Source organism: Streptomyces auratus (assembly GCF_050433025.1).
Lineage (GTDB): Bacteria > Actinomycetota > Actinomycetes > Streptomycetales > Streptomycetaceae > Streptomyces > Streptomyces sioyaensis.
The window spans coordinates 2,451,298-2,473,251 of the sequence record NZ_JBNGCB010000003.1 but is presented as its reverse complement, the minus strand read 5'-3'; the positions used below and the strand labels follow the sequence as shown (position 1 = coordinate 2,473,251).

Genomic DNA, 21,954 nt, shown 5'->3' with positions numbered 1-21,954 from the left:
CAAAACAGCCTACTCCGCCCCCTTGCGGGCCTCCGTCAGGACGGCGATCGGGCCAGGTCATAGCGGCGAGTAGGCGCCACACGCTGCCGGCGGCCACCCGCTCGTCCCCGGGCCGGGCGCCGCCACGGCATCCTCACTCCCCGCCGTTCTCCCCCTGGCTGAGGAAGTGCTCCCGCAGCTCCTCTTCGGAGGGCAGGGCGTCGGGGCCGACCGCCTGAGTTGCCCAGATCGTCTTGCCCCTGGGGGAATAGCGGGTGCCCCAGTGTTCGGCGAACTGCGCGACGAGGAAGAGGCCGCGGCCGTCTTCGTCGGTGTCCTTCGCCTGCCGGATGTGCGGGGAGGTGCTGCTGCCGTCGGAGACCTCGCAGATCAGCGTGCGGGTGAGCAGGAGCCGTACGTGGATGGGCTCGGCGCCGTAGCGAATGGCGTTGGTGATCAGTTCGCTGAGGATGAGCTCGGTGCCGTAGGCGATGTGCTGCAGACCCCAGTCCGCCAACTGGCGGATACAGGCGTTGCGGACCGGACCCACCGCCGCCGGGTCGCGGGCCACGTCCCACTCGGCGACGTGTGCCGGGTCCAGCCGCCGGGTCCGGGCCACCAGCAGCGCGACGTCGTCGGCGGACCTGGCGGGCAGCAGCGAGGTCATGACGGTGGCGCAGGTGTCCTCCGGCGTACGGTCCGGTCCGGCGAGAGCCGCCCGCAGTGCTTCCAGCCCCGCGTCCAGGTCGCTGCTGCGGTTCTCGACCAGCCCGTCGGTGTAGAGCACCAGCCGGGAGCCCTCCGGCAGCGACAGCTCAGCGGTCTCGAAGGGCAGGCCGGCGCCCAGCCCCAGCGGCGGGGAGACCGGCGAGTACAGGAACTCCACCCTCCCGTCGGGGTGGGCCACGGCCGGCGGCAGATGGCCGGCCGTGGCCGCGGTGGCCCGCCCGGAGACGGCGTCGTAAATGACGTACAGACAGGTGGCGCCGGTGATCGCCGGTCCCTCCTCGGTCGCCTCGGTCTCCTCGTCCTGGACGTCCATGTGGGTCACCAGCTCGTCCAGATGGCGCAGCAGCTCGTCGGGGGCGAGGTCCAGGGCCGAGAAGTTGTGCACGGCGATGCGCAGCCGGCCCATCGTGGCCGCCGCGTGCAGGCCGTGTCCCACCACGTCGCCGACGACCAGCGCCACCCGGGCGCCGGGCAGCGGGATGACGTCGAACCAGTCCCCGCCCACTCCCGCCTTGGCGGGGAGATAGCGGTGTGCCACCTCCAGGGCGTCCTGGCCGGGCAGGCCGCGGGGCATCAGGCTGCGCTGGAGCGTCATCGCCATCGCGCGCTCGCGGGTGTAGCGCCGGGCGTTGTCGATCCCCACCGCGGCCCGCCCCGCCAGTTCCTCGGCGAAGGACAGATCCTCGTCGTCGAACGGAGGGGAGCTGCCCGACCGCCAGAAGTCCACCAGCCCCAGCACCACGCCCCGGGCGCGCAGCGGTACGACCGCCAGGGAGTGCACCCCGTGGTCCAGGATGCGGCGGACGCGTTCCGGGTCCTGGGACCGCCATCGGGCAGAGCCGGCCAGGTCCGGCTCCAGCACGGAGTGCCCCTGGTCCACCCTCGCCGCCATCGGGGTGCCCGGGGCGAACCGGATCAGCTCGCCGACCGGGTAGAGCGGATGGTCCGCCGCCAGGCCGGCGACGGCCGTGCGGCGCAGCTCGGATCCCGCCACGGGCGGCTCCTCGCCCTTCAGGACCGGTTCCAGCAGCTCGACGGTGACGATGTCGGCGAACCGGGGGACCGCCACCTGCGCCAGTTCCTCGGCGGTGCCCACGACATTCAGGGTGGAGCCGATCCGTACCCCGGCGTCGTAGAGCACTCTCAACCGCTCCCTCGCCACCTCGGCGCGCCCTGACAGCCACCTCAGTTCGGTGGTGTCGCGCAGGGTCACCACGCTTCCGTGGTGGGCTCCATAGGGGGTGGTGGAGCGCTTGTTGAGGGCCAGCAGCCTGTCCTGGGCCAGGTGCACCTCGTCGGTGGCCGTCCGGTCCGACGCCAGGAGTTCGGCAGTGCGGTGGTCCAGCCCCAGGTCGCCGACGTGGCGTCCCTCCGCGTCCGCCGGCAGGTCCAGCAGCCGCCGTGCCTCGTCGTTGGCCAACAGCAGCCGCCCCCCGCGGCCGACGATGAGGACGCCCTCCCGCACCGCGTGCAGGACCGCATCGTGATGCTCGTACATCCGGGTCATCTCGGCCGGCCCCAGACCGTGAGTCTGCCGGCGCAGCCTACGGCTCATCAGCCCCGCGCCGCCGCCGGCGAGTGCCAGCGCCCCGACTGCGGTGCCCAGGAAGATGGGCAGCTGCCGGTTGACCGACTTCTGCACCTCTTCCACCCTGACCGGCGCGGACACGATGGCGACGACCTTGCCCGAGGAGTCCTTGACGGGGGCCGCAGAGATCACGGAGAGGCCCAGGGCGCCCTCGAAGGTCCTGGTGAAGGGCTTGCCCCGGGCGGCGTCGGCATACGGGCCGATGACGTGCTTGCCGATCTGCCGCGGGTCACTGTGGGTGAGGGTGATCCCGTCGAGCTTGTACACGATGAGGGCGTCGACGCCGGAGGCCTTCCGGGCTTCCTCGGCGAGCGGCTGGAGCTTCGCGGTCGGATCGTCGCTGTTCAGCGCCTGCTGGAGCCCCCAGGAGTGCGCGAAGGACTCCGCGGCGGCGAGCGTCCGGTGCCGGGCGTCGGTCATGGTGTCGCGCCGGCTCTGGACGACGATGGCCACCACTGCCGCCGCGACCAGCAGCACGACGAGCACCAGCTGGAGGAGGAAGATTTCCCGGGCGACGCTGAGCGTGGTCCACCGGGACCGCAGGTGCGGCGGGCCTCCGGCCCCCGCAGGGCGTTCGTCCTGCCGGTGGCCGGTGCCGCTCCCGGCACCGGCCACGCCCGGAAAAGCGGAACGGCCGGGGGCACGGCTCAGCCAACGCCGGAAACGACCCGAATGTCCGCTCATGATTCACATTTATCCTGCTTTGCCGGGACGCTGGCAAGGCGTGCTACGGCAGCTGCCCCAGGGACGACGAGGGGCAGCCGGGCAACGCCGCCGGGCTGCGGCAGGCGGCCACCACGAAGCCGCACCTCGTTCGTACTGCCGCCTGGGCGGCGGAAGCGGCGGTCTAGACGTCGAGATCCACCACGACCGGGGCATGGTCCGAGGCGCCCTTGCCCTTGCGCTCCTCGCGGTCCACATAGGCGTCCGAGACGGCCTTGGCGAACGGCTCGTTGCCGTAGACCAGGTCGATGCGCATCCCGCGGTTCTTGGGGAAGGCGAGCTGGCGGTAGTCCCAATAGGTGTACGGCCGGTCGTACTTGAGGGGGCGGGGCACCACGTCCGACAGGCCCGCCTCGCGCAGGGCGGCCAGCGCGGCCCGCTCGGCGGGGGTGACATGGGTGGCGCCGACGAAGACGGCCGGGTCCCAGACGTCCTCGTCCGTCGGTGCGACGTTGTAGTCGCCGAGGACCGCGAACGGGCGGGGGCCCGCCGCGTCCTCGGCGACCGCCGACTTCAGCGCCTCGAACCAGCCGAGCTTGTAGGTGTAGTGCGCATGCTCGACCTCGCGGCCGTTGGGGACGTAGACCGACCACACCCGGGCCGGGCCGCAGGTCGCCGAGACGGCCCGCGGCTCCTGCACGCCGTCGTACTCGGGACCGCCGGGCAGTCCCATGACGACGTCCGTCAGCCCCACCTTGGACAGCAGGGCCACGCCGTTCCACCGGCCGTCGGCGTTGACCGCGGCCTCGTAGCCGAGCTCGCGCAGCGGCTCGCTCGGGAACTGCTCGGCGGTGCACTTGGTCTCCTGGAGGCACAGCACGTCCGTGCCGCTGCTCTCCAGCCAGGCCAGCAGCCTCGGCAGGCGGGCGGTGATCGAATTGACGTTCCAGGTCGCGATGCGCATGTCTGTAAACCTACAGCCGGGGACTGACAGTCCGGCCCTCAGCCGAGCGCGGTGCCGCTGCCGGGGGTGAGCCGGCCGTGATCGGTGCCGCCCAGCTTGTCGATCATGGAGTCGTAGATCGGGCGGGCGTGGTCCTGGAGCAGGCTGTCGTGGATGTCGATGGCCCGCCGCGGCGCGACCGCGCGGACGTAGTCGATGACCTCGGCGACCTTGTTCCAAGGCGCGTGCACGGGCAGCAGCAAGGTGTCGATGCGGCGGTCCTCCGGGACGGTCAGGGCGTCGCCGGGGTGGAAGACCGCGCCGCCGTCGAGGAGGAAGCCGACATTGGTGACGCGCGGGATGTCGGGGTGGATGACGGCGTGCAGCTGACCGTGCACCTCGACGTCGAAGCCGGCCGCGGTGAAGGTGTCGCCCTCGCCGACCGTGTGCACCCGGCCGGGGAACGCGGCCGAGAGCTGCTCGGCGACGCTGGCCAGGGTCCAGATCTCGGCTCCCGGATTCGCCTCCATGCCCGCCCGCAGCCGGCCCTCGTGGAAGTGGTCCAGGTGCTCATGGGTGATCAGGATCGCGTCCGCGCCGACGGCCGCGTCCTCCTCGCTGAACACACCCGGGTCGATGACCAGCGTCCGCCCGTCCTTCTCCAGCCGGACACAGGCATGGGTCTTCTTCGTGAGTTCCATGCCTGCCATCTTGCCGTGGGGCACGGCCCGGTGGCACGCACGGGGGGGCGGTGCGGCGTCCCGTCGGCGGGGCCGCGGCCGCGCACCGCCGCCTCGCTCAGGCCTCCGGTGTCGTCTCCTCCCGGATCACCCGCTGGGCGACCTTGAAGGCGGAGTTGGCCGCCGGGACACCGCAGTAGACGGCGGTGTGCAGCAGCACTTCCTTGATCTCCATCGGGGTCAGGCCGTTGCGCAGCGCCGCGCGGGTGTGCAGCGCCAGTTCGTCGTGGTGGCCGCGGGCGACCAGCGCGGTGAGCGTGACGATGCTGCGGGTGCGGCGGTCCAGGCCCGGCCGGGTCCAGGTCTCGCCCCAGGCGTAGCGGGTGAGGAAGTCGTGGAACTCGCCGGTGAAGTCGTCGGCGGCGGCCTCGACCCGGTCGACATGGGCGTCGCCGAGCACCTCACGGCGGACCTTGATGCCCGCTTCGTAGGTGGCGCCGCGGTCCTGGTCCGGCCCGGCGAAGCCGGACTCTATGGCGGCGGGCGGCGTCTGCGGGTGCGACGGGGGCGCGATCTGCGGCTTGGGCGCGGCGGCGCCGATCGCGGCCTGCCCCCCGGGGCCCGGCTTGTCGTGCCAGGCACTGGAGAAGTGCCGGATGAGGAGTTCGGTGACGGCCGAGGGCTGCTCGACGGGTGCGAGGTGCGAGGTGCCGGGCACCAGCGCCAGGCTCGCGTCGGGTATGCCGGCGACGAGGCTGCGGGCGTCGGTGGTGGGCGTGACCTGGTCCTCGGAGCCGACGACGACGAGGGTGGGGACCCCGACCCGGCCGAGGGAGGACCGTACGTCGAAGGCCGCCAGCGCCTCGCAGGCGGCGATGTAGCAGCCGGGGTCGGTGGTCCGCACCATCTGGACGGCCCATTCGACGATGGCGGGCTGGGCACCGGCGAAGTCCTGGGTGAACCAGTGCTCGGGCGCGGTGCGGGCGATCGGTTCGAGTCCGTTGGTGCGGATGACCACGCCGCGCTGGCGCCAGGCGTCGGCGGTTCCGTAGCGCGGTGACGTGGAGACCAGCGCCAGCGAGGTGACCTGGTGCGGCCGGGTGAGCGCCAGCTGGGTGCCGATGGCACCGCCGATGTTGCAGCCGGCGTAGCCGAAGCGGTCCACGCCCAGGGCATCGAGGGTGGCCATCAGCCGGTCGGCCAGTTCGGCGATGGAGGACGCCGCGTGGGCGGGCGAGCCGCCATGTCCGGGCAGGTCGAAACGGATGACGCGCCAGTGGCGGGTCAGCTCGGGGATTTGCCGGTCCCACATGTGCCAGGTGGTCCCGAGCGCGGCGCCCAGTACAAGAACGGGGGCGTCGTCGGGACCATCGATCCGGTGCTGCAGGGTCTTCTCACTCACCCGGCCAAGCTACCGACTCTTTGACACGATCCTTACACCCGGGTCAAGAAAGAGCCGTCGGAACGTGGCCGCCGACCGCACCCGAAGCAGGGTTTGCGCAGGTCAGAGCCTCACTGTGAAGACAACGTAGACGATCGCTCCACGGGTACGGATGCGGTGCCTAGCTCGTGATCAGGGCCGGGTCTTCTGGCCCGGAGAAGCGGCGTTGCAGGGTGCGCGCCGACATCTCACTCACGCCCTGCACGATCCCAAATCTCACCACTGCCCGGAAGACGCCGATGTCCCAGTCACCGTCCCCCAGACGGGTGCCGACGATTTCGGCCACGTCGACACGTCGACCTGCTCGTCCACCACCAGGGGCGCCGTCACGTTGTCCGCCTGCCGCGCATGCCCCGTCGAGGCGGCGGCACCCGTTCGGCAGCACGCCGCGCCTTCGGGCTGCCACACCCCTAGCATGCCGACTGTGAGACCCATTCTCCCGAAGATCGAGGGCGGCCGGGTACAGGGCCTCCTGCAGCTCATCGAGGACGGCATCCACCTCGTCGTCGCAGCGCTCCTCGTACTGCTCGCGGGGCTCCTGACCGTCGGGGTCGTCCAAAACGTCATCAGGTCGCTCCAGGGGCCGTACCGCGAGGATGCGGTCGTTCTCTCCGCCCTGGACAACGGCCTTGTGCTGTTCATCGTCGCCGAGCTGCTCCACACCGTCCGCCTCACCATCAGAAACCAGACCCTCGACGCGGAGCCGTTCCTCGTCGTCGGCCTGATTGCCGGCATCCGCAAGGTGCTCATCGTGACGGCCGAGGCGGAGAAGTCCTTCCGGTGGAACGTCGCGGGGATCGAACTGCTGATCCTGGCGGGGCTGATCCTCGTGATGGCGTCGGCGGCGTACGTGTGGCGGCGCTCGACGCGGCCGGGAGACTACTTCCCGCTCCAGGAGGCGGGGCGCTCGCCGTCGCCGGCGCCGTCATCCACCCCGGTGCGCGGGTCCTGATCCGTCACCTTCCGTCTCTACGGATGTCCGCCAGGTCCAGAACCTGTGCCTGGTCGTCCTCCACTTCGCACCCGTCCAGCGCGGTGGGCGTGCAGGTCCCCGGAGACTCTCCGAAGCCGGATCAGGCGGTTACCCGTCGCCGTCAGTCTCGCCGCCGGTGCCGCGAGCCTCGCCTCGGCGTTTCCCGTCCTTTCCGATCATCTTCTGGCCGTATGCCTGATCGCACTGTTCCTCCTCACCGTCGTCAATCTGCGCGGCATCGCGGACAGCGCGCGGGTGCTGATGCTGCCCGCGGTGCTGTTCATCGTCAGCGTGATCGGTGTCATCGTCGTGGGGCTGTTTCGGGCCCATCCCGCAGTCACGGTCGGAACGTCCCAGTCCTTCCCCGCCGTCGAGGCACTGGGCGTGCTCCTGGTGCTCAAGGCGTTCTCCGCCGGATGCTCGGCGCTGACCGGGGTGGAGGCCATCGCCAACGCCGTTCCGATGTTCCGCCCCCCACGCATCAAGCGGGCGCAACACACCGAGCTGATGCTGGGGTTGCTGCTGGGCGCCATGCTCGTCGGGCTGTCGCGAGCGCGCCCGAACCGGCGAGTCCCGTGGACGGGTGCACGGTGCGGCTGACGGCGGACGGCCCCGGCCTCGCCCTAAGCTCGGCGCCGTGACGTGGCTGCGGGCGCTGGGGCTGAGCGTGCGCTCCGGGCTGACCATTGAGCGGACCCGGCTCGAGCCGCTGGTCGCACTGCGCGCCGCGGCCGGAGTGGCCACCGTGATCGGGCTCGCGCTGTGGCTTGTCTCCCCGGCCTATGCCACGTCCGCCGCGTTCGGAGCCTTCTCGGCCGGCACCGCCACGTTCCAGCGGAGTTGGCGCCCGCGCAAGGTGCTCGCGCTGGCCGCCGGCGCGGGCCTGGCGCTCAGCACCTTCCTGGGATATCTGGCGGGGGCGCACCCCGTGCCGTTCCTCCTGCTGCTCGCCGTGTGGTCCTTCGGCGCCGGAATGGCCTGGGCCGCGGGCTCGACCGCCGGGATCGTCGCGGCCACCACGATCGGCATCATGCTGGTGACCGTCACCCTGCCGACCACCGTGGTGCAGGCGCTGGAGCACGCCGCGGTGATCGCCTTCGGCGGTGTGGCGCAAGCGACGCTGATCCTGCTGTTCCCGATCCGCCGCTGGGGAGCGCACCGGGATGCGCTCGCCTGCGCCCTCGCCGCCGTGGCCGACTACGCCCGGCGGCTGCGGCACGACCCGGTGGCCCCCTTCGCCCCGGAACCGATGATGACGGCCCGCGAGGCCGCTGCGGTCACACCGTGGCAGGCGCGCCGGCGGCCCGCCGCGTTGCACGGCCCCCGCGGCCTGGCCGAGCGCATCCGCCCGGTCCTCGCCTCCCTCGCCGACCCCCGGGTCGGCGCTCCGGCGGAGGGGCCGGAACGCGACCGGGCGCGGGAACTCCTGAAGGCGGCCGGCGAGGTGCTGGACGCCGCTGCCCACTCGATCCGCCGCGGTACCCCGGTCCGGGCGCCCTCGGACGCCATGGAAGCCCTCCGGAGCGGGGAGGACGAGGTGCTGCGGGGGCCGGCGCGGCTGGCAGCGGTGCGGCTGTTCGATCTGCTGCGCGAGGTCGTGGAGACCGCGGACAGCAGCGACACCCACGCGGCGAACGCCCCGGCACTGGTACGTCCGACCATGTTCCGGATGGTGCCGGTCGTGCTGCGTGCGATGCGCCGCGAGCTCGCCTGGGACTCGGCTGTTCTCCGGCACGCGGTACGTCTCGCCGGGGTGGCTTGCCTCGGCTACCTGCTCGGCAATGCGCTTCCGCTGGGCCACGGCTACTGGGTGCCGATCACCTCCGTCATGGTGCTGCGGCCCGACTTCCACCAGACCTACTCCCGTGCCGTGGCCCGGTTCTCCGGCACTCTCGTCGGCGTCGGCCTGGCCACCGGAGTGGTGCAGTTGGCTCACCCGGGCGCATATCTGTCCGGCGGGCTGGCCGTGTTATCGGCCGGGTTGATGTACCTGCTGATGCGCACCGGGTACGCGGTCTCGCAATCCTTCGCCGCGGCGTATGTCGTCTTCCTGCTCGGGATGGGGGGCGAGGAGTGGCACCAGACGGTGCGGGACCGAGTGCTGCTGACCCTGCTCGGCGGTGCGCTCGCGATGCTGGCCTATGTGGTCTTCCCGGCCTGGGAGACCCCGCGGCTGCTGGACCGTCTCGCGGACTGGCTCGCCGCGAACGGGCGGTACGCGGCGGCGGTGGTCGGCAGCTACGCGGATCCCGGCGGCGGGCACCGCGCGCAAGTGCGGCAGGCACTGCTTGCCGCCCGTAAGAAGGAGGCCGCGTGGGACGAGACTTTCGAGCGGTCCAAGCAAGAGCCGGTGAAGCATCGTGGGCTGACCCGCAGTGCGGCCCAGGACGCATATGAGGCGCTCAAGTCGATGGGGCGGGCGGCGATGCTTCTGGAGGCCCATCTGCCGGGGCGAGGGGTGCGGCCCGTCCCGGAAGCCGCACTGTTCGCGGCGGCCCTGCGGGCGGACACCGCGCGTGCGGCGCGGGACGTACGCGAGCGGCGGGCCCCGGGATGGGAGCGGGTAGCGGCGGCGCTCGACGCCTGGGAAGGCGCGGACGACGGTGATGACCCGGTGGTGCGGCGTGGCGCGGAACTCTTGCTGGGGGCCCTGGAGGAGCTGACGGCCGCGCTGGGCACGACACCGCTGGAACGGGATGTCGAGTCGGCCCGGGAGGCGCGGGAGAACCGGCAGGAGCGACCGGCACCGGAGGAAGAGGCGGCAGATGCGGAAGAGGAACAGGAACAGGAACTCCGGCGGGGGCGCGGTGACGGCTCGGCTCCGCCGCCCAAGGACGTCGGATAGGCAGCGCCGCGTTCCGTGCGGCAGCCGGGGTTTCGTGCCGGAACCGGACGGCGGGATGTGCGCACGGCCGGAGCGGTGAGCGGTGAGCGGTGTCAGGTCTCCCCGGGGGCCGGTGGCCCGGTCTCCTCATCGGGATCGAGGACGTACGGATTTTCCATGATCATGCCGTTCAGCCAGACCTTCGGATGGGCCTTGATCAGGGGGACGATCAGGTCACTGTGGAACATCTCCAGGTCGTACATGCACATCCCCACCTGGGGATGCGACCGCAGCCACCGGGTCGTGTGCATCTCGTACCGGACCAGGTCCTGGACGAAGGCGGGCTGCACCAAGGGCTGGGCCCAGCTCATATCGGCGGCGAGCCGGGCGCAGGTGTCGTCGTCGGACGGGAACATCTCGTCCGACCATGCGGAGAGACGGGCCAGTGCGCGGTCTGCGTCGAAGGTCCCGTCCCGCAGATACTCCTTCGGGCCCCTGATCTGGAGGCTGTTGCCGCCCCGGCCCACCGCGGGGGCGTGAGAGGCCAAGACGTCGCGAAAAGTACGGCCGTCGCCCTCGGTGCCCAAAAGGAGGCAGATGTGCCCTGCACTCAGGCCCTCCGCCAAGAAGGGGGTCATGAGCTGGTCCCGCTCGGCACGCCCCCGGTACAGGACACAGATGTGGTCGCCGGGAGTCAGTGGTACTCCGCCCAGGTGAGCGACAGCGGCCACGGGAGTGTCCGCTGTCCGCCGGTGCATCGCTCGCCTCCTGGTCAGGGTGAGCCGCCCAGGACTTTCCACACCCGGGTGGCGACGTGCAGGTTCAGCCGGCTGTCGACGTCCCCGAGGTCACTGCCGCTGACCTCGCGGATGCGCTGGAGCCGGTAGCGCAGGGTGCTGCGGTGGATGGCCAGGGCGGCTGCCGTGGCGTCGTAGTTGCCACCGCACTCGAAGTACTGGGCGAGGGTCCGGACCAGGTCCGAGTGGTGTGCGGCGTCATAGTCCAGGAGCGGGCCGAGCCACTCACGGACGAACTGCTCGACCTCCCGGTAGCCGCCGCCCGACCCCAGGATGCGGTAGAGACCCAGTTCGTCGAAGGTCGTGGCGCCGTGGGGGGACTGCGAGCACTGGCGGACCTCCAGGGCGCGCAACGCTTCCTGGAACGAGCGGGGGATCTCGCTCGGGGTGTCGCAGCGGCCGCCCACACCGATGGAGCCGGTGGGCGAGCCGAGTTCGCGGCCCACTGCCTCGTGCAGGGCCTTCGCCCGGGGACGGCCTTGCAGTACGAGGACGGCCATCCCGGACCGTCTGGCCAGCAGTGACCGCATCCGCAGCCCGGCTGCCGACCTGCCGACCGCTTGCACGAAGGTGTCGTCGGCCGGCCGGCCCGCCCATTGCACGGCGGCGAGATAGTGCGGACCGTGCAGGTCATGGCCTACGGCGGCGGCCCGGGCGTAGGCGCTCGCGTCGTCGGTGCCGGTGATCAGGTCGTCCACGAGTTCGCGTCGTAGCCGCAGTTCCACCTCGGCGAGGTTGCGCAGATGGGCCAGTTCCAGGGCCAGCGCAGTGCTGGCGTAATCGAGGGCGAACCGTTCTTCCTCGCCGGCGCCTGCTTCGGGGTCGATCAGGGCTACGGTGCCGAGGACCTCGCCACGGTGCTGGGCCAGCGCGATGACCTGTTCCGCCACCCGCACCGGCCGCTGTCGGCGGGCCGCATCCTGCAGAAGCTCCTCGTGCGGGGTCGCCTCGGGTTTGGGGTAGGGGTCGGGGCGGCCCGGGCCCGCCCAGGCCCGCAGATTGCCGAAGCGGTCCTCGATGGCGACCGGGTAGCCGGTGAGCTTGTGGAGGGCCCCGGCGATGCCCTGTACGCCGTCGTCCTTGGCGGAGGCGTCGCTGAGCATCTCGTGGACGGAGCGCTGATGCTCCAATTGCTGTTCACGGTCGCGTTCCGTGCGCCGGGCCATGGCTTGCGTCAGGGCCGCCGCGGTCTGCTGAGCCAGGACCCGCAGCAGGAAGTACTCGTCATCGGTGGGCTGGGACGGTGCGCTGACCACCAGGTGACCGATGGCGTCCGCCGTGCCGCGCAGCGCGAGGCTCCAGCCCCATTCCCGGTCCCGCACCGTGACCGGCCCGCCCCGACCGTCCAGTCTCCGGACCTGGGCATCGAGGTGGGGGGTGGCGTGGGGCCAGTCGGCGGGTGCGCGGGTCGGGCCGTTGTCGAGCGTGAGGTAGGCGGCCTCGGCGCGGCACGGACCGAGGGTGCCAACGGCAGTGAGGGCCCGCGTCAGGACGTCGCTCTCGTCCGGCGCGTCATTCATGATCATCGAGAGCACGAAAAGGCTGTACAGGTTCGCCAGGTGCTCGCGGCCCCAGCTGGTCCGGGGGGAGTGGCCCGTCGTGCCCGAGGTCGTGGCCATGGTGGGATCAAGGGCCTTTCTAAGGGTCGCCCGGGATCCACACTACCCAACGACGCCGAATATTGTCCGATATGTCGGCCTCGATCAGCTCACCCTGGCAGACCGACATTCCCTACGGATTTCGGCCTCGCGGGCGCAGGCCGCGGGTCGGTGCGATGGCGAGACTGAAGCGGTCAGCCGCGAACCAGTAGCAGTGGCGTGCCGCCGGGAGGAGGGGACATGAGCCAGCAGGATCGTCGGCCCATCGCGTCCTGCCCCACCTACGCGGAGGCGGAACGCGCCGTCGATTACCTGTCCGACCAGGAATTCCCGGTGGAACGAGTCGCCCTCATCGGCCACGACCTGCAACTCGTCGAACAAGCTGTCGACCGTGTCGGTCATGGCAGGGCGGCGCTGAGCGGGGCCGCGTCCGGAGCTCTCCCCGGTGCACTGATCGGCTGGCTCTTCGGCCTGCTCAGTCGGCTCGACCCGGTGCTGTCGTCGCCGCGGGCCCGGCCATGACCCATCGGACAGGCCCTGGCCCTTTACGGGCTGATCTTGGGCGCAGTGATCGGCGCGCTGCTCGGACTGCTGCTGTACAGCGTGCGGCGCGGGCGCCGCGACGTCGCTTCGGTCAGCGCGATGCAGCAGAGCCGGTACGAGGTCGTGGCGTACGCCGAGGTGGCCGATCAGGCCGCCAAGCTGCTCGACCGGCTCGGGAGCGCGGCGGCCGGCACCACCGCCACCGAGAAGTGAGACCCCGCGGCACAGGGCGCGCGCACACTTCCGTGGCTTTCGATGAAGGAGTATCCCCATGGCTAAGGCAGTCGGCATCGACCTCGGAACCACCAACTCGGTGATCGCCGCGTGGGAGGGCGGTGAGGCGACGGTTCTCCCGAACTCCGAGGGCAGCCGCACGACGCCTTCGGTCGTCGCGTTCACCGACTCGGGCGAGCGGCTCGTGGGCCAGTTGGCCCGCCGCCAGGCGATCCTCAACCCCAAGGGAACCATCTACTCGGCAAAGCGCTTCATCGGCCGCCGCTACGACGAGATCTCGGACGAGGCGAAGGCCGTCGGCTTCGACGTGGTCGCCGACGACCACGGCAATGCGCGCTTCGAGGTGCGCGGCAAGCTGTACGCGCCCGAGGAGATCAGCGCACTGGTCCTGCGCAAGCTCGCCGACGACGCCGCCAAGCAGCTGGGCGAGAAGGTGACGGAAGCCGTCATCACCGTCCCCGCCTACTTCAACGACGCCCAGCGCACCGCGACAAAGGACGCGGGGCGCATCGCGGGACTGGAGGTCCTGCGCATCATCAACGAGCCCACGGCGGCGGCTCTCGCCTACGGGCTGGACAAGAAGGGGCACGAGACCGTGCTCGTCTTCGACCTGGGCGGCGGCACCTTCGACGTCAGCCTGCTCGACGTCGGAGACGGGGTGGTCGAGGTCCGGTCCACCGCGGGCGACAGCCACCTGGGCGGTGACGACTTCGACCGGCGGCTGGTGGACCACCTGGCGGACAACTTCCAACGCGACAACAGCATCGACCTGCGGAACGACCCGCAGGCCCTGCAACGGCTTTTCGAGGCCGCGGAGAAGGCCAAGACCGAACTCAGCTCGGTCACCCAGACGCAGGTCAGCTTGCCGTTCATCACCGCGGACGCCGCCGGCCCGAAGCATCTGACCGAGACGGTCATGCGGTCCACGTTCGAGCAGATCACCTCCGACCTGGTCGAGCGGACCATGGAACCGGTCAAGCAGGCGATGGCCGACGCCAAGATCAGCGAGAGCGATATCGACGAGGTCATCCTCGTGGGCGGCTCCACCCGCATCCCCGCCGTCCAGAACCTGGTCCGCCGCCTGACCGGTGGCAAGGACCCGAACATGAGCGTCAACCCCGACGAGGTCGTGGCCATGGGCGCCGCGATCCAGGCCGGAGTGCTCAAGGGCGACGTCAAGGACGTCCTGCTGCTCGACGTCATCCCGTTGTCGCTGGGCGTGGAGACCCGCGGCGGGGTCATGACCAAGATCATCGAGCGGAACACCACCATCCCGGTCCGCCGCACGGAGACCTTCTCCACCGCCGAGGACAACCAGGAAGCCGTCGACGTCGTCGTCCTGCAAGGAGAGCGCGAGCTCGCGAAGGACAACCGCGTCCTGGGCCGCTTCCAGCTCAAGGACATCCGCCCCGCGCCCCGCGGCGAACCGCAGGTCGAGGTCACCTTCGACGTCGACGCCAACGGCATCCTGAACGTCACCGCGCGTGACAAGGACACCGGCGCCGAGCAGGGCATCACCATCAGCGAGGGCTCCAACCTCGAACAGAGCGAGGTCGAGCGGATGGTCCAGGAGGCCGAGGCGCACCGCGGCGAGGACCAGGCCCTGCGCGCGGCGGTGGACGCCCGCAACGAACTGGACGCCGTTGCCTACCAGGTCGAACGCCGGCTGAACGAGCTGGGCGACGCCGCACCCGCGCACGAGAAGGCACGGGCCGAGATGCTCGTCACCGACGCCCGGGAAGCCGTCAAGGGAGAAGCACCGCTCGACAAGGTCAGGTCGCTGACCTCCGAACTCCAGCAGATCCACGCCTCGCTGGCCTCCCACCGGGCAGGCGCGGGCCCGTCCGCGGAGGAGCGGGCCACGGCGGACGCCGGGGCAGGCGGTGCTTCGGGCAGCTCTGCCGGATCCGACGACGACGTGGTCGACGCCGAATTCGACAAGAGCTGAGGTGCGGCGATGTCCACCGAACAGGAGCCGACGACGCCCCAGGAGGAGCTGGCCGAAGCTCCGGCCCGGGAGCAGCCGGAGGCGGTCGACCACGCGGCGGAACTCGATGAACTCCAGGACCGCTGGCGCCGGGCCCTCGCGGACCTCGACAACCTCCGCAAGCGCCACGCCAAGGAACTGGACGCCGTACGGAACGAGGAACGCGCCCGCACCGCGGCGGCCTGGCTGCCGGTGGTCGACAATCTGGACCTGGCGCTCACCCATGCCGGATCCGATCCGTCCGCCGTGGTCGAAGGCGTCAAGGCCGTACGCGACCAGGCCGTCGACGTGCTCCGCCGGCTCGGATATCCCCGCTACGAGGAGACCGGAGTGCCCTTCGAACCGGCCAGGCACGAGGTCGTCGGCACCGTCGACGACCCCGATGCCGAGCCGAACACCGTCGTGCAGGTGGTGCGTCCCGGCTACGGCGAGGGGAGCCGGGAGCTGCGCCCCGCGGCCGTCCTGGTCAGCAAGCGGCAGGAGTGACGCCCCATGGCACGGGACTACTACGACGTGCTCGGGGTGCAGCGCAACGCGAGCTCCGACGACATACAGCAGGCCTTCCGCAAGCTGGCCCGCAAACACCACCCCGACATCAACAAGGACCCGCAGGCCGAGGAGCGCTTCAAGGAGCTCAACGAGGCGTACAGCGTGCTGTCCGACCCCAAGACGCGCAAGCGCTACGACCGCTTCGGCGAGGACTTCCGGCAGATCCCGGAGGACTGGGAAGAACGGGTGGGCGCGGGCGTGGGGGCCGGGGCGGGAGCCCGAGGGCGCGGCCGGTCCACCGGCGGCGGCCGGGTCCGGTTCACCGACTACGGCGAGGGATTCGACGCCTCCGGCATCAGCTTCGAGGACCTGTTCGGCGGAATGTACGGCCGCGGCGGAGGCGGCGGACGCTGGGGCCCGGTTCCCGGGGCCGACCAGGAGGCCGAGCTCCAGCTCGGTGTCCAGGAGGCCTACCACGGCGGCCATCGCAGCATCACCCTCGCCGGGCCCGGCGGACAGCGGACCTACGACGTCAACATCCCGCGGGGCGTGGTCGACGGACAGCGCATCCGGCTGGCCGGGGAAGGCGGCAGGGGCAGCGACGACGGTCCCCCGGGAGATCTGTACCTCCGCGTACGGATCAAGCCCGATACGCGATTCCGCCTGGAGGGCCGGGACATCCACGTCGCGCTTCCCGTCACGCCCTGGGAGGCGGCGCTCGGCGCGACGGTACCGGTACCCACGCCCGGCGGCACCGCCAAAGTCACCGTTCCCAAGGGCTCGTCCAGCGGCCGCCGGCTGCGGCTGCGCGGCGAGGGCATGCCCAACCCCCGTGGCACCGACGGAGATCTCTACGCGGAGGTCCGGATCATGGTGCCGCCCGAAGTCGGCGACCGGGAGCGTGAGCTCTTCGAGGAGCTGGCTGCCGTGTCCACCTTCGACCCGAGGAAGCCAGGATGACCCATGATCCGCGGCGCGCTGCCGCCGGGCCGGAGGCCGGGCACCGCCGGCCGACGGCGCCGGACAAGCAGCGGCCCCTGAACGTCGTTGTCCGCAACTACGCCCTCGCGCCCGTCGACAGACTCAGCCTGGACGTCGTGGCCCGGCGCTCCGGACTCCACCCCGATCTCGTCCGGCGGTTCGTCACCCTCGGCCTGGTCGACGCCACCCGCGACCACAGCGGCCGGCTGTGGTTCGACCCGGGCGCGCCCGCAACTCTCGCCCGCATCCAACGGCTACGGGCCGGACTCCCCCTCAACTACGCCTCCCTCGGTCTGGTGCTCGACCTGCTCGACCGGATCAGCGAGCTGGAGGCCGCGTTGAGACGCAGCAACGCCGGCTCGAGGAGTGATGAATCGTGGATATGAACCGGCTCACCCAGAAGTCCCAGGAAGCCCTTCAGGAAGCGCAGACGATCGCCGGCCGGATGGACCAGACCGAGGTCGACGGTGAGCATCTGCTGCTCGCCCTCCTCGACCAGCCGGACGGGCTGGTGCCGCGGCTCTTCGACCAAGCGGGCGCCGACACCAAGGCGTTGCGCGCCTCGCTCATGAGCGAGCTGTCACGCAGACCGAAGGTGACCGGACCCGGCGCCACACCCGGCCAGGTGTACGTCACCCAGCGGCTGGCCAAGCTGCTGGACACCGCCGAGCAGGAGGCCAAGCGGCTCAAGGACGAATATGTGTCCGTGGAGCACCTCGTCCTGGCACTGGCCGATGAGGGCTCCAGGACCGCGGCGGGACGGCTGCTCAAGGAACACGGCATCACCAAGGACGTCTTCCTGTCCGCGCTGACCCGCATCCGCGGCAACCAGCGGGTCACCTCGGCGACGCCCGAGGCCGCGTACGAGGCGTTGGAGAAGTACGGCCGTGATCTGGTCGCCGAGGCGCGCAGCGGCAAGAAGGACCCGGTGATCGGCCGGGACGCGGAGATCCGCCGCGTCACCCAGATCCTCAGCCGCAAGACGAAGAACAACCCCGTGCTGATCGGCGATCCGGGCGTCGGCAAGACGGCCATCGTGGAGGGCCTGGCACAGCGGATCGTCCGCGGCGACGTCCCCGAGGGGCTACGCGAGAAGACCATCTTCTCCCTCGACATGAGCTCGCTGGTGGCGGGCGCCAAATACCGTGGTGAGTTCGAGGAACGACTGCAGGCCGTGCTGAGCGAGGTCAAGGCCGCCGAGGGGCACATCCTGCTCTTTGTCGACGAACTCCACACCGTCGTCGGAGCCGGCGGCGGCGCCGAGGGCGCCATGGACGCCGGCAACATGCTCAAGCCGATGCTCGCCCGCGGTGAGCTGCACATGATCGGCGCCACCACGCTGGAGGAGTACCGCAAGCACGTCGAGTCCGACGCCGCCCTCGAACGCCGCTTCCAGCAGGTCCTGGTGGACGAGCCGAGCGTGGAGGACACCGTCTCCATCCTCCGCGGCCTGCGCGAACGTCTTGAGGTCTTCCACGGCGTGAAGATCCAGGACACCGCGCTGGTCGCCGCGGCCACCCTCAGCCACCGCTACATCTCCGACCGCTTCCTGCCGGACAAGGCCATCGACCTCGTCGACGAGGCCTGCGCGCGGCTGCGCACCGAGATCGACTCCATGCCGGCCGAACTCGACGAGATCACCCGCCGGGTGACCCGTCTGGAGATCGAGGATGCGGCCCTGGAGAAGGAGACCGACGCCGCCAGCCGCAAGCGGCTGGAGGAGCTCCGGCGCGAACTGTCCGACCTGCGCGCCGAGGCCGACGCCATGAACGCCCAGTGGGAGGCCGAACGCCAGGCCATCCGGCGGGTGCAGGAGCTGCGTCAGGAACTGGAACAGGTCCGTCAGGAAGCGGAGGAGGCCGAACGCGCCTACGACCTCAACCGCGCCGCCGAACTGCGCTACGGCACACTCACCGAACTCGAACGCCGGCTGGCCGCCGAAGAGGACGCGCTCGCCACCAAGCAGGGCGAGACCCGGCTCCTGCGCGAGGTCGTCACGGAGGACGAGATCGCCGAGATCGTCGCCGCCTGGACCGGCATCCCGGTGACCCGGCTGCAGGAAGGCGAGCGGGAGAAGCTGCTGCGGCTCGACGAGATCCTCACCGAGCGGGTGATTGGCCAGGACGAGGCCGTCAAGCTGGTCACCGACGCCATCATCCGGGCCCGCTCCGGCATCCGCGACCCGCGCCGCCCCATCGGCTCGTTCATCTTCCTCGGCCCCACCGGCGTCGGAAAGACCGAACTGGCCAAGGCGCTGGCCGCGGCACTGTTCGACACCGAGGAGAGCATCGTCCGCCTCGACATGAGCGAGTACCAGGAACGGCACACCGTCAGCAGACTGGTGGGAGCGCCACCCGGATACGTCGGCTACGAGGAGGGCGGCCAGCTCACCGAGGCGGTACGCCGCAAGCCCTACTCCGTGGTCCTGTTCGACGAGGTCGAGAAGGCGCACGCCGATGTCTTCAACACCTTGCTGCAGGTACTCGACGACGGCCGGATCACCGACGCCCAGGGCCGCACCGTCGACTTCCGCAACACCGTCGTCATCATGACCTCCAACATCGGATCCGCCCATCTGCTCGACGCGGTGACCCCCGAGGGCGAGATCAAACCCGAGGCACGGGCCCTGGTCATGGGCGAACTGCAAAGCCACTTCCGCCCCGAGTTCCTCAACCGCGTCGACGACGTCGTGCTGTTCAAGCCGCTGGGCATGGACCAGATCAAGCGCATCGTCGAGCTGCAGTTCAACGACCTGCGCCGGCGCCTGGCCGAACGCCAGATCACCGTCGAACTCACCGAGCGGGCCCGCGAGCTCATCGCCCAGCAGGGCTTCGACCCCGTCTACGGGGCACGGCCGCTGCGCCGCTTCATCTCGCACGAGGTCGAAACGCTCGTCGGGCGGGCCCTGATCCGCGGCGATGTACAGGACGGCTCGACGATCCGGGTCGACGCCCAGAACGGTGAACTGGTGGTGACGTACGACAGGCCGGCCCAGGCCGACCACGGAATGGCTGCGTGAGCACAGTGACAACGAGCCGGAGCAAGACGGTCGTCTGTGAGTCGTGCGGCCGCAAGAACCGAGTGCCGGCAGCGGGGGACGGGCGCCCCACATGCGGAAACTGCGGTACCCCGTTGCCCTGGATCGCCGACGCCGGCGATGACGACTTCGCGGAGGTCGCCGATAAGGCGGCGCCCCTCGTTCTCGTCGACCTCTGGGCCACCTGGTGCGGTCCCTGCCGCATGGTCAGCCCCGCACTGGAACAGGTCGCCCGCGAGCTCGCCGGAAAGATCAAACTCGTCAAGGTCGATGTGGACCAGGCCCCCAGGCTGTCCCAGCGATTCCAGGTGCAGGCCGTGCCGACCCTGCTCCTTCTCGACCAGGGAGAGGTGATCGCGCGACAGGCCGGCGCCGCCCCCGCCCACGTGCTGCGCCAATGGGTCGAGGAGACCATCGCGGGTCGCCGCTGAGCCCGTCCGCCGAGGAAGGACGACGATCATGACTACCGAAAGCGACTGGCACCTGTCGCTCGTGCGCCCGGTGACGCCGCGCACCCCCGGGGGCTGCGAGGAGTGCCTGCGCCTCGGCTCTCCCTGGGTGCACCTCAGGCTGTGCCTGACCTGCGGACACGTCGGATGCTGCGACTCCTCGCCACTCAAGCACGCCCGCCTGCACGCCGCCAACGTCGGCCACCCCATCGTGCAGCCCCTCGAACCGGGCGAGAACTGGCGCTGGTGTTACGTCCACGAGGCCGTGGTCTGATGACTGCCGCGGGCCCGGACGCGATACCCACCGAAACCCCCGATCTGCACGGCGCCTACCCCCGGCTGACGCCGGAACAGCTCGATGCGCTGGCCCAGTACGGCGAGTACCGCCCCACGCGGCGGGGCGAGGTGCTGTTCCGCGAGGGCGAACCGTGCGAGGAGTTCCTTGCCATCGTCAACGGGATGGTCGAGATCGTCCACGACTACGGCGGTCCCGACCAACGCACCGTGGCGGTACACGGCCCCGGCCGCTTTCTGGGGGAACTCGGTCTGCTCGAAGGCCAGACGGCGTTCGACACCGCGGTCGTACGCGAGCCCGGCCAGGTCCTCGCGGTCCCGGTGGAGCGCCAGCGGGCCCTGGTGGCACGCGATCCGGCCCTCGGGGACCTGGTTCTGCGCGCCTACCTCGGCCGCCGGTCCCTGCTCATCGGCCTGGGCGCCGGCTTCCGGATCCTGGGCTCGTGCTACTCGCCCCACACCCTGCGGCTGCGTGAATTCGCCGCCCGCAACCGGCTACCACATCGATGGATCGACCTGGAGAAGGACAAGGAAGCCGAGGCGCTGCTGCGCCGGTTCGGCATCCGTCCGGACGAGACCCCGGTCGTCATGTGGAAGGGAGAGCAGGTACTGCGCAATCCCAGCATCGCGGACCTCGCCCGCCTCATCGGACTCCCCGCCTCTGCGCACGGCGACGGTGCATACGACCTGGTGGTGATCGGCGCGGGCCCGGCCGGGCTCGCCGCCGCCGTCTACGGCTCATCCGACGGCCTCGTCACCGTAGCCGTCGACGCCATAGCCACCGGGGGCCAGGCCGCCACCTCCTCGCGCATCGAGAACTATCTGGGCTTCCCGTCCGGAATCTCGGGTGGCGAACTCATGGAACGCTCGGTGCTCCAGGCCCGCAAATTCGGCGCACAGCTCACCGTCCCCGCCGAGGTCACCTCGCTCGAACCGCGCGACGGCCGGTACGCCCTCACCTTCGCGGACGGCTCCGAGATCCAGGCCGCCAGCATCGTCCTGGCCTCGGGAGTGCGCTACCGCAGGCTCGACATCCCCGGCATCGACCGGCTGGAAGGCTCCAGCGTCTTCTACGCCGCCACACTCCACGAAGCCAACCTGTGCCGGATGGACCCCGTGGCCGTGGTCGGCGGGGGCAACTCCGCAGGCCAGGCAGCGCTCTTCCTCGCCGAATACGCGCCCGAGGTGTATCTGCTCGTCCGCAGCGGCGACCTCGGCAAGGACATGTCACGCTATCTGGCGGACCAGGTGACACGCCATCCGAAGGTCGAGGTGCTGACCCACACCGAAGTGCGCCAGGTCGACGGAGAGGGGACCCTGCAGTCGTTGACCGTGGAGGACAACGCCTCCGGCGACCGTCGCGAACTGCCGGCCCGCGCCCTGTTCGTGTTCATCGGCGCCCGGCCGCACACCGAGTGGCTGAAGGACGTGGTCGCGCTGGACCGACGGGGGTTCGTGCTCACCGGCGCCGACGCCCGGGCAGCGGCCGACGAGAACATCTGGGAATCGCTCGGGCGCGGGCCACTGATGCTGGAGACCACGATGCCGGGTGTCTTCGCCGCGGGTGACGTCAGGAGCGGGTCCGTCAAGCGGGTCGCCTCCGCCGCGGGGGAAGGCGCCATAGCCGTCCGGCTCGTCCATGAACACCGGGCCCAGGAAGGCAATCTCGTCCGCGGGCCCGGCGTGAGCGAGCCTCGGTCCGTGCCGGGCCAGTCGGTGTCCTGA

The 21,954-nt window shown here is 70.8% G+C and carries 20 protein-coding genes; 13 read left to right on the top strand and 7 right to left on the bottom strand.

Translation table 11 applies throughout. The annotated features are described in order from the left end of the window. Positions 1 to 133 precede the first annotated feature (133 nt). From BKA18_RS30530 to BKA18_RS30510, 5 genes are all read right to left on the bottom strand, one after another. Positions 134 to 2,980: a SpoIIE family protein phosphatase gene (locus BKA18_RS30530; protein WP_366044784.1), complete on the bottom strand. Its 2,847-nt coding sequence runs from the start codon at positions 2,978 to 2,980 to the stop codon at positions 134 to 136. A gap of 163 nt (positions 2,981 to 3,143) precedes the next feature. Next, entirely contained in the window at positions 3,144 to 3,923 is a 780-nt protein-coding gene (locus tag BKA18_RS30525; RefSeq protein WP_358914243.1) for an exodeoxyribonuclease III, read from the bottom strand. A gap of 38 nt (positions 3,924 to 3,961) precedes the next feature. After that, positions 3,962 to 4,603, bottom strand: coding sequence for an MBL fold metallo-hydrolase (locus BKA18_RS30520; RefSeq protein ID WP_006602209.1), 642 nt, complete (start codon positions 4,601 to 4,603; stop codon positions 3,962 to 3,964). 97 nt (positions 4,604 to 4,700) lie between these two features. Further along, positions 4,701 to 5,984, bottom strand: a complete 1,284-nt coding sequence (gene pcaDC / locus BKA18_RS30515; protein ID WP_366044785.1) for a bifunctional 3-oxoadipate enol-lactonase/4-carboxymuconolactone decarboxylase PcaDC — start codon at positions 5,982 to 5,984, stop codon at positions 4,701 to 4,703. A 160-nt stretch (positions 5,985 to 6,144) separates the two neighbouring features. Then, the gene (locus BKA18_RS30510; protein ID WP_366044786.1) at positions 6,145 to 6,309 is read right to left on the bottom strand and encodes a hypothetical protein; all 165 of its coding nucleotides are present in this window, start codon (positions 6,307 to 6,309) and stop codon (positions 6,145 to 6,147) included. A 129-nt stretch (positions 6,310 to 6,438) separates the two neighbouring features. On the opposite strand from BKA18_RS30510, the gene BKA18_RS30505 reads away from it, so the two are divergent. The 3 genes from BKA18_RS30505 to BKA18_RS30495 all read left to right on the top strand — a co-directional run bounded on the left by BKA18_RS30505 (position 6,439) and on the right by BKA18_RS30495 (position 9,841). Further along, positions 6,439 to 6,975 (top strand): phosphate-starvation-inducible PsiE family protein, encoded by a 537-nt coding sequence (locus tag BKA18_RS30505; RefSeq protein ID WP_366044787.1) that lies wholly within the window; start codon positions 6,439 to 6,441, stop codon positions 6,973 to 6,975. Positions 6,976 to 7,251: 276 nt separating this feature from the next. Next, the gene (locus tag BKA18_RS30500) at positions 7,252 to 7,596 is read left to right on the top strand and encodes a hypothetical protein (protein ID WP_366044788.1); all 345 of its coding nucleotides are present in this window, start codon (positions 7,252 to 7,254) and stop codon (positions 7,594 to 7,596) included. 37 nt (positions 7,597 to 7,633) lie between these two features. Further along, complete coding sequence (locus BKA18_RS30495) at positions 7,634 to 9,841, top strand: FUSC family protein (protein WP_366044789.1); 2,208 nt, start codon at positions 7,634 to 7,636, stop codon at positions 9,839 to 9,841. Between the two features lie 92 nt (positions 9,842 to 9,933). Here BKA18_RS30495 and BKA18_RS30490 read toward each other — a convergent pair whose 3' ends face one another. Both BKA18_RS30490 and BKA18_RS30485 read right to left on the bottom strand, forming a co-directional pair. Then, positions 9,934 to 10,578 (bottom strand): MEDS domain-containing protein, encoded by a 645-nt coding sequence (locus BKA18_RS30490; RefSeq protein ID WP_366044790.1) that lies wholly within the window; start codon positions 10,576 to 10,578, stop codon positions 9,934 to 9,936. Positions 10,579 to 10,592: 14 nt separating this feature from the next. Continuing rightward, positions 10,593 to 12,236 carry a PucR family transcriptional regulator gene (locus BKA18_RS30485; RefSeq protein WP_366044791.1) on the bottom strand — a complete coding sequence of 548 codons (1,644 nt, stop codon included), beginning with the start codon at positions 12,234 to 12,236 and terminating at the stop codon, positions 10,593 to 10,595. 219 nt (positions 12,237 to 12,455) lie between these two features. Between BKA18_RS30485 and BKA18_RS30480 the strand changes: the two genes are divergently transcribed. From BKA18_RS30480 to BKA18_RS30435, 10 genes are read left to right on the top strand one after another with little or no spacing between them, the layout of a single operon-like run. Further along, positions 12,456 to 12,737, top strand: a complete 282-nt coding sequence (locus BKA18_RS30480) for a YflT domain-containing protein (protein WP_366044792.1) — start codon at positions 12,456 to 12,458, stop codon at positions 12,735 to 12,737. Between the two features lie 36 nt (positions 12,738 to 12,773). Continuing rightward, entirely contained in the window at positions 12,774 to 12,971 is a 198-nt protein-coding gene (locus BKA18_RS30475) for a hypothetical protein (RefSeq protein ID WP_366044793.1), read from the top strand. A gap of 58 nt (positions 12,972 to 13,029) precedes the next feature. Then, entirely contained in the window at positions 13,030 to 14,940 is a 1,911-nt protein-coding gene (gene dnaK / locus BKA18_RS30470) for a molecular chaperone DnaK (RefSeq protein ID WP_366044794.1), read from the top strand. A 9-nt stretch (positions 14,941 to 14,949) separates the two neighbouring features. After that, complete coding sequence (locus BKA18_RS30465; protein WP_366044795.1) at positions 14,950 to 15,465, top strand: nucleotide exchange factor GrpE; 516 nt, start codon at positions 14,950 to 14,952, stop codon at positions 15,463 to 15,465. Between the two features lie 6 nt (positions 15,466 to 15,471). After that, positions 15,472 to 16,428, top strand: a complete 957-nt coding sequence (locus BKA18_RS30460) for a DnaJ C-terminal domain-containing protein (RefSeq protein WP_366044796.1) — start codon at positions 15,472 to 15,474, stop codon at positions 16,426 to 16,428. Next, entirely contained in the window at positions 16,425 to 16,835 is a 411-nt protein-coding gene (locus BKA18_RS30455; protein WP_366044797.1) for a chaperone modulator CbpM, read from the top strand. Before BKA18_RS30460 ends, BKA18_RS30455 begins: the two co-directional genes overlap by 4 nt. Beyond that, a complete protein-coding gene (clpB, locus tag BKA18_RS30450) occupies positions 16,826 to 19,468 on the top strand; it encodes an ATP-dependent chaperone ClpB (protein WP_366044798.1) in 2,643 nt (880 codons plus the stop codon). The genes BKA18_RS30455 and clpB overlap by 10 nt, the downstream gene beginning before the upstream one ends. A gap of 5 nt (positions 19,469 to 19,473) precedes the next feature. After that, positions 19,474 to 19,917, top strand: coding sequence for a thioredoxin (gene trxA, locus BKA18_RS30445; protein WP_366044870.1), 444 nt, complete (start codon positions 19,474 to 19,476; stop codon positions 19,915 to 19,917). A 28-nt stretch (positions 19,918 to 19,945) separates the two neighbouring features. Further along, positions 19,946 to 20,209, top strand: a complete 264-nt coding sequence (locus BKA18_RS30440) for a UBP-type zinc finger domain-containing protein (RefSeq protein WP_366044799.1) — start codon at positions 19,946 to 19,948, stop codon at positions 20,207 to 20,209. Continuing rightward, positions 20,209 to 21,954 carry an FAD-dependent oxidoreductase gene (locus BKA18_RS30435; RefSeq protein WP_366044800.1) on the top strand — a complete coding sequence of 582 codons (1,746 nt, stop codon included), beginning with the start codon at positions 20,209 to 20,211 and terminating at the stop codon, positions 21,952 to 21,954. The genes BKA18_RS30440 and BKA18_RS30435 overlap by 1 nt, the downstream gene beginning before the upstream one ends.

Excerpts from the sequence above, each read along its gene's own strand:
- BKA18_RS30530 (WP_366044784.1), bottom strand. The coding sequence starts at position 2,980 with ATGAGCGGACATTCGGGTCGTTTCCGGCGTTGGCTGAGCCGTGCCCCC.
- BKA18_RS30525 (WP_358914243.1), bottom strand. The coding sequence starts at position 3,923 with ATGCGCATCGCGACCTGGAACGTCAATTCGATCACCGCCCGCCTGCCG.
- BKA18_RS30520 (WP_006602209.1), bottom strand. The coding sequence starts at position 4,603 with ATGGAACTCACGAAGAAGACCCATGCCTGTGTCCGGCTGGAGAAGGAC.
- BKA18_RS30505 (WP_366044787.1), top strand. The coding sequence starts at position 6,439 with ATGCCGACTGTGAGACCCATTCTCCCGAAGATCGAGGGCGGCCGGGTA.
- BKA18_RS30490 (WP_366044790.1), bottom strand. The coding sequence starts at position 10,578 with ATGCACCGGCGGACAGCGGACACTCCCGTGGCCGCTGTCGCTCACCTG.
- BKA18_RS30485 (WP_366044791.1), bottom strand. The coding sequence starts at position 12,236 with ATGGCCACGACCTCGGGCACGACGGGCCACTCCCCCCGGACCAGCTGG.
- BKA18_RS30480 (WP_366044792.1), top strand. The coding sequence starts at position 12,456 with ATGAGCCAGCAGGATCGTCGGCCCATCGCGTCCTGCCCCACCTACGCG.
- dnaK (WP_366044794.1), top strand. The coding sequence starts at position 13,030 with ATGGCTAAGGCAGTCGGCATCGACCTCGGAACCACCAACTCGGTGATC.
- BKA18_RS30465 (WP_366044795.1), top strand. The coding sequence starts at position 14,950 with ATGTCCACCGAACAGGAGCCGACGACGCCCCAGGAGGAGCTGGCCGAA.
- BKA18_RS30460 (WP_366044796.1), top strand. The coding sequence starts at position 15,472 with ATGGCACGGGACTACTACGACGTGCTCGGGGTGCAGCGCAACGCGAGC.
- BKA18_RS30455 (WP_366044797.1), top strand. The coding sequence starts at position 16,425 with ATGACCCATGATCCGCGGCGCGCTGCCGCCGGGCCGGAGGCCGGGCAC.
- BKA18_RS30440 (WP_366044799.1), top strand. The coding sequence starts at position 19,946 with ATGACTACCGAAAGCGACTGGCACCTGTCGCTCGTGCGCCCGGTGACG.
- BKA18_RS30435 (WP_366044800.1), top strand. The coding sequence starts at position 20,209 with ATGACTGCCGCGGGCCCGGACGCGATACCCACCGAAACCCCCGATCTG.